General features: G+C 69.2%; 5 protein-coding genes. 3 read left to right on the forward strand and 2 right to left on the reverse strand.

The features are described from left to right. The first annotated feature begins 19 nt into the window (after positions 1 to 19). Entirely contained in the window at positions 20 to 1,741 is a 1,722-nt protein-coding gene (locus ACFVWG_RS31395) for an ABC transporter ATP-binding protein (protein WP_391547062.1), read from the forward strand. Continuing rightward, positions 1,738 to 3,474, forward strand: a complete 1,737-nt coding sequence (locus ACFVWG_RS31400) for an ABC transporter ATP-binding protein (RefSeq protein WP_391547063.1) — start codon at positions 1,738 to 1,740, stop codon at positions 3,472 to 3,474. The genes ACFVWG_RS31395 and ACFVWG_RS31400 overlap by 4 nt, the downstream gene beginning before the upstream one ends. A 56-nt stretch (positions 3,475 to 3,530) precedes the next feature. Here the strand turns inward: ACFVWG_RS31400 and ACFVWG_RS31405 are convergent, their stop codons facing one another. Continuing rightward, on the reverse strand, positions 3,531 to 4,073 hold the full coding sequence (locus tag ACFVWG_RS31405) for an rRNA adenine N-6-methyltransferase family protein (RefSeq protein WP_391547064.1): 543 nt from the start codon (positions 4,071 to 4,073) through the stop codon (positions 3,531 to 3,533). A 60-nt stretch (positions 4,074 to 4,133) separates the two neighbouring features. Then, positions 4,134 to 5,321 (reverse strand): CapA family protein, encoded by a 1,188-nt coding sequence (locus tag ACFVWG_RS31410; RefSeq protein ID WP_391547065.1) that lies wholly within the window; start codon positions 5,319 to 5,321, stop codon positions 4,134 to 4,136. A gap of 125 nt (positions 5,322 to 5,446) precedes the next feature. Here ACFVWG_RS31410 and map point away from each other — a divergent pair, with 125 nt between their 5' ends. Then, complete coding sequence (gene map / locus ACFVWG_RS31415) at positions 5,447 to 6,214, forward strand: type I methionyl aminopeptidase (RefSeq protein WP_391547066.1); 768 nt, start codon at positions 5,447 to 5,449, stop codon at positions 6,212 to 6,214. Positions 6,215 to 6,420 lie beyond the last annotated feature (206 nt).

The following is a 6,420-nucleotide window of genomic DNA, read 5'->3' on the forward strand; positions in this document are numbered from 1 at the left end:
CGCCTAGCCTGAAGCAATCATGCGAAATCTCCCTCTTGCCGATCCCGGCATCGCCGACGACCGCTCGCCGGCCCGCTACCTGTGGTGGGTCGCGCGCGGACAGGCCTGCACGCTCGCGGGCGGGATGACGTTCGGGGTGCTGTGGATGGCGTCCCAGGCGTTCATCCCGGCGATCCTCGGGAAGGCGATCGACGAGGGGATCGCGGCCAAGGACGGCGCGAAGCTGCTGCAGTGGGGCGCCGCGCTGTTCGCGGTCGGCGTCGTCCAGGCGCTGGCCGGGATCATGCGGCACCGGTTCGCGGTGACGAACTGGCTGATGGCGGCGTACCGGACGGTCCAGGTGATCACGCGGAAGTCCGCCGATCTCGGTGCGACGCTGCCCAAACACCTGGCGACCGGCGAGGTGGTCAGCGTCGGTGCGAGCGACCTGGCCTCGATCGGGACCGTGATGGAGGTCGCGGCGCGGTTCGCCGGCGCGATCGTGGCGTTCGCCGTGGTCGCGGCGATCCTGCTGTCGACGTCGACCGTGCTCGGTCTGGTGGTGCTCATCGGCGTGCCCGTGATGCTGTTCTGCCTCGGCCCGATGCTGCGGCCGCTGCACCGGCGGCAGTCCGCTCAGCGCGAGGCGGTCGGCGAGCTGAACTCGCTGGGTTCGGACATCGTGGCCGGGCTGCGGGTGCTGCGCGGGATCGGCGGCGAGGACTCCTTCTCCCAGCGGTATCGGCGGGAGTCGCAGGAGGTCCGCCATGCCGGTGTCCGGGTGGCCCGGATCCAGTCCGTGCTGGACGCGATGCAGGTTCTGCTCCCCGGCACCTTCGTGGTGCTGGTGGTCGGCATCGGCGCCCACTTCGCTCTGAGCGGTGCCCTCAGCCCGGGTTCGCTGGTCGCGTTCTACGGCTATGCGACGTTCCTGGTGCTGCCGCTGCGAACGGTGACCGAGTTCGTCAACCAACTGATGCGCGGTCTGGTCGCGGGCGCCCGGGTCATCCGCGTGGTGTCGCTGCGTCCGGAGATCACCGATCCGGCCGACGCCGTCCGGCTGCCGGAGCGGGGTGACCTGGTCGACCCGGTCTCCGGAGTCCGCGCTCGGGACGGCCTGCTGACCGCGATCGTCGCCGCCGAGCCCGACGTGTACGGCGACCTCGCCGACCGCCTCGGCCGGTACGACGTCGCCAGCGAGGTCCGCTTCGGCGGAGTGACCCTGGCCAGCGCGACCCGGGCCGATGTGCGCGAGCGGATCCTGGTCAGCGACTCCGGCTCCCAACTGTTCACCGGCATCCTCCGCAGCGAGCTCGACCCGACCGGCCGCCGTACCGAGGCGGAGTTGCTCGCCGCGATCCGGACGGCCTCTGCCGACGACGTCCTGGTGGCACTCGCGGACGGGCTCGACTCCGAGGTAGAGGAGAAGGGCCGGTCGTTCTCCGGCGGCCAGCGGCAGCGGCTGGTGCTGACCCGTGCGCTGCTGATGGACCCGTCCGTGCTGGTGCTCGTCGAGCCGACCTCGGCCGTCGACGCGCATACCGAGGCGCGGATCGCCGACCGGCTCCGCGATCACCGGGCCGGCCGCAGCACCGTCGTACTGACCGCCAGCCCGCTGCTGCTCGACCGGGTCGATGAGGTCATCTTCGTCGCGGCCGGCCGAGTAGTTGCCACGGGCAAGCATCGAGATCTGCTCGACCGCGAGCCGCAGTACCGCCGGACCGTCACCCGGCAGACCGAGCAGGAAGAGGTGCACAGATGAGGCAGATCCTGCCGGTGGCCGACAGTGCTGAGATCCGTCGGCATGCCCGCCGCCTGGTTCGCCAGCACCCACGCGCGCTGCTGATCGCTCTGGTGCTGCACGCGTTCGCCGCGGTGTCCGGGCTCGCTGCGCCGCGCCTGATCGGTGACCTGGTTCAGGACGTCCAGCGCGGTACGACGGCAGCCAACGTCAATCTGGTGATCGGGCTGATCGCGGCGTTCGTCGTCGTGCAGTCGCTGCTCACCCGTTGGGCTCGCTACCGCTCGTTCGCGCTCGGCGAGCAGGTCCTGGCGGAGTTGCGTGAAGACTTCGTCGACAACGCGCTGGCGCTGCCCATTGGCACGGTCGAGCGGGCCGGGACCGGCGACCTGCTGTCCCGCACCTCACGAGACGTCGACACGCTGTCCCGGACGGTGCGCTTCGCCGTACCGGAGACGATCATCGCGATCGTCACCTTGCTCTTCTCACTGACGGCAACCATGCTCGTCGGCGTCTGGATCCTGCTACCGCTGGCTGCCATGGTGCCGTTGCTCTGGCTGAGCACCCGGTGGTACCTGCGCCGCGCGAAGGACGGCTACCTGCGCGAGAACGCGGCGTACGCACAGATGACCAGCTCCCTGGCCGAGACGGTCGAGGGCGCCCGCACGATCGAGGCACTCCGCCGGTACGACGATCGCGTGCGCCGCGGCGATGACGACGCCCGCGGTTCGTATCTCGCCGAGCGGTACACGCTGGGTCTGCGGACGCTGTGGTTCCCGGCGGTCGAGGTCGGGTATCTCGTGCCGATCGTGGGCACGCTGCTGTTCGGCGGCTGGCTGCACCTCAACGGACACGTCACGCTCGGCGCAGTGACCGCCGGCGTGCTGTATGTGAACCAGCTGATCGACCCCGTCGACCGCCTGCTCCAGTGGGTGGACGAGCTGCAGTCCGGCGGAGCCGCCTTCGCCAGGCTGCTCGGCATCAGCGACGTACCGGATGACCGGACGCCGTCCGGCCGTGTTCCGGACGGCGAGCTGGTCGAGGCGAAGGACGTGCGGTTCTCGTACGTCGACGGTCGCGACGTGCTGCATGGTGTGGAGCTGACCGTGCAACCGGGTGAGCGGATCGCGATGGTCGGTCCGTCCGGCGCCGGCAAGTCGACGTTGGGTCGCCTCGTGGCCGGCATCCATCCGCCACGCACCGGATCCGTCACAGTCGGCGGTGTCGGGATGACCGAGCTACCGCTGGACGAGCTACGCAGACAGGTCGCACTGGTCACCCAGGAACACCACGTCTTCGTCGGCACGCTGCGCGACAACCTGTCGATGGCGCGCCCCACTGCGACCGACAACGAACTGTATGACGCGCTCGCAGCCGTCGATGCTCGTGAGTGGGCAGAGGCGTTGCCGGAGGGGCTCGACACTCGAGTCGGCTCCGGCCAGGTCGCGCTGACGCCCGCACAGGCACAGCAGTTGGCGCTGGCTCGACTCGTCCTGGCCGATCCGCACACGCTGGTCCTGGACGAGGCGACCTCCCTGATCGACCCGCGCGCAGCCCGGCACTTGGAGAGCTCGCTGGCTGCGGTTCTCGAGGGCCGCACGGTGATCGCGATCGCCCACCGGCTCTATACCGCCCACGACGCCGACCGAGTCGCAGTCGTCGAAGACGGGCGGATCAGCGAGCTCGGCACGCATGACGAGCTCGTTGAACGCCAGGGCTCGTACGCCAAGCTCTGGAACTCCTGGCACGGCTGACCGAACGCAGATGCCCCCGCACAGTCACCTCTGACCGCGCGGGGGCATTGTCCTTTTCAGCGTTTGCGCAGTACCAGGACTGCGGAGTCGACATGCGGAGGTGGGGTAAAGGCCTTGCGGGGAAGGCGTAGCCCGAGGGACGGCTCGTAGTGGCGGCACCAGCGCTGCGCGCCGGGCGCCTCGCCGCGGACGTAGCGGTTGACCACCTGCCGCTGCAGCACCAGATCCGCCGACACCAGCCGAGAACCCGGTGCCAGCAAGCGCTTCAGCAACGCGGTCGACAGCGTGTACGGCGGACTCGACACCACCCGGAACGGTCGTGCCGGCAACCGCAGGTCAGCGGCATCGGCACGAACGACCGTCACTGGCTTGTCCGCGAACCGCCGGCGCAACCGATCGGCACGCCCCGGATGCAGCTCGACGGCAATCACCCGCGCACCGGCCTGCACCAGCGGCGCGGTCAACGCACCGAGCCCGGCACCGACGTCGAGAACCAGCTCGCCAGGTCTGACCCCGGCAGCGTCCACTACTCGTTGAGCCCACCGGCTATCGAGCGGATGCCATCCCCAGGCACCCCTCGCCTGCCCGGAGCCGGGCACGACGGACCATCACAAAGTACGTAATCATGGACCGACACTAAGGGGCCGAGGCGCTGGCCCTCAAAGGGTTTTCGGCGATGCGCCCAGTGACAACACTGTCTCGTCCGTACGGCGCTGGGCCAACTGCAGGCGACTCCGCTTGGCCGCGGTCAACCCCGGTTGCGCGAGCTCCCGCCGTACGTCGAGAACCCGGACCGGCAAGACGTCGGTCATCAGCAGCGGCGCGTAGCCCGCCTCTGCGGTGGTCCACTTGTCGCCGTTGCGCTGGAAGGTGAAGCGAGTCAATAGGCCTTCGGCGCGAGTGCTGTTCGGCTGCCGGTGCGCCGCGACCAGGTTGCCGTGCCCGTAGGCAACCCACTTGCCGTCGTGCTGCTCCATCGGCTGAACGACGTGAGCGTGATGCCCGATCACCAGATCAATGTTGCTGTCAGCAAGCAGTTGCGGCGCGAGTTCACGCTGCTGGTCGTTGATCTTCGCCGAGTACTCGGTCCCCCAGTGGCAACTGACCACGACGATCTCGGCCCCGCGATCACGAGCCTCCTTGGCCATCCGGCTGATCGCGGCCACGTCGAGCTTGCCGGCCCGCCAGGTCTGGCCGTTCGGATACGGCAGACCGTTGAAGCCGAACGTGTACGAGAGCGACGCGATCTTCACCCCCCGAACGTCGATGATCGTCGGCGTCTCGGCCTCCTTGCGATCACGCGCCGTCCCCGCGGTGCGCAACCCGGCCTTCTCCAAGGTGTTCAGCGTGCGGTCGATCCCGGCCGCACCACCGTCGAAGCTGTGATTGCTGGCCGTTGTGCACAGGTCGTAGCCAGTCTGCTTGAGCGCGGTCGCGATCTGCGGCGGGCCTTGGAACAGCGGATAGCCCTTGTACGGCCCGCCCATCGGCGCGAGCGGTGTCTCGAGATGCGCGATCGCCAGATCGGCCTGCTGCACGTGCGGCTTCACTCCGGCCAGCAACGGAGCGAAGTCCCACGCACCACCGTGGCCGTCACGGCGGGCCGTTGTCCACAACCGCTCGTGCAGGAGAACGTCGCCGGTGGCAACGATCGAGATCCGGTCCGGCTGCCCCGCGTCACCCGAGCCGGAACCGGAGCCTGGGGCCGACAACGGCGGCTCCCCCGAGCCACCTCCGTTGTTCGGACCGCCGGGCGAGCCCGCGCCGATATCCGCGCAGCCGCCGACCGCCGCCGCCCCCGCACCGGCCAGCAGTGCGCCCAGCACCGCGCGCCGTCCTACCACCATCACAGCCCCCAAGATTCGGTGTCTTTCGCTCATCGGACGGCCTGGCGCGCCTGCGAGTTGGGGCAGTAACCAGATCGTGCCCTTACAGGTACCGTTGCGGGGCCAAGAGATGGAGGACGCGGGCAATGGTTGAGTTGAAGAAGCCGGCAGAGATTGAGGCGATGCGCGCGGCCGGTCGGGTCGTCGGCAGTGCATTGGCCGCTGTGAAGAAGGAAGCCGCGGTCGGGGTCTCACTGCGCGAGCTGGACGAGGTTGCGCGTGAGGTGCTCCGCGCAGCCGGTGCCGTGTCACTGTTCGAGGGCTACCAGCCTGGGTTCGCGACCAGCCCGTTCTCCGGCGTGATCTGTACGTCGGTCAATGACGCAGTGCTGCACGGGCTTCCGTCGGACCTCAAGCTCGCCGATGGTGACCTCCTGAACGTCGACTGTGGCGCCTCGATCGACGGCTGGTGCGGTGACGCCGCAACGAGTTTCTGTGTCGGTACGCCGCGACCGGAGGACCTGGAGCTCATCGAGATCACCGAGCGAGCCCTGGCCGCCGGGATCGCCGCCGCGCTCCCCGGTCACCGGCTCGGTGACGTCGGGGCCGCGATCGGCCGGATCGGCAAGGACGCCGGCGTCGGCACGAACCTCGACTTCGGCGGTCACGGCATCGGCCGCCGCATGCACGAGGAACCCCACGTCCCGAACGGCGGCCGCCCCGGCCGTGGCTTCAAACTCCAGGTGGGCCACACCTTCGCGATCGAACCCTGGTTCTGGTCCGGCCCCGGCAACACCTACGTCATCGATCCCGACGGCTGGACCCTCCGCTCCGCCGACGGCACCCGCGGCGTCCACGCCGAACACACCATCGCCATCACCGCCAACGGCCCCGAGATCCTCACCCACCCCTAACCAACGACCCTCTCCAACGTCCGAAAACCGGAGGCCTCGTCTCCGGACCTTCGGACGTTAGCGCCGCACCCACCGCAACGTCCGAAAAACCGCACAGCGTCGTCAGCGTGTCTTCGGACGTTAGCGCCGCACCCACCGCAACGTCCGAAAAACCGCACAGCGTCGTCAGCGTGTCTTCGGACGTTAGCGCCGCACCCACCGCAACG

The organism is Kribbella sp. NPDC058245 (genome assembly GCF_042882005.1).
Classification (GTDB): Bacteria; Actinomycetota; Actinomycetes; order Propionibacteriales; family Kribbellaceae; genus Kribbella.

Coding starts and splice junctions, on each gene's coding strand:
- ACFVWG_RS31395 (WP_391547062.1), top strand. CDS start 20: ATGCGAAATCTCCCTCTTGCCGATCCCGGCATCGCCGACGACCGCTCG.
- ACFVWG_RS31400 (WP_391547063.1), top strand. CDS start 1,738: ATGAGGCAGATCCTGCCGGTGGCCGACAGTGCTGAGATCCGTCGGCAT.
- ACFVWG_RS31410 (WP_391547065.1), bottom strand. CDS start 5,321: ATGGTGGTAGGACGGCGCGCGGTGCTGGGCGCACTGCTGGCCGGTGCG.
- map (WP_391547066.1), top strand. CDS start 5,447: ATGGTTGAGTTGAAGAAGCCGGCAGAGATTGAGGCGATGCGCGCGGCC.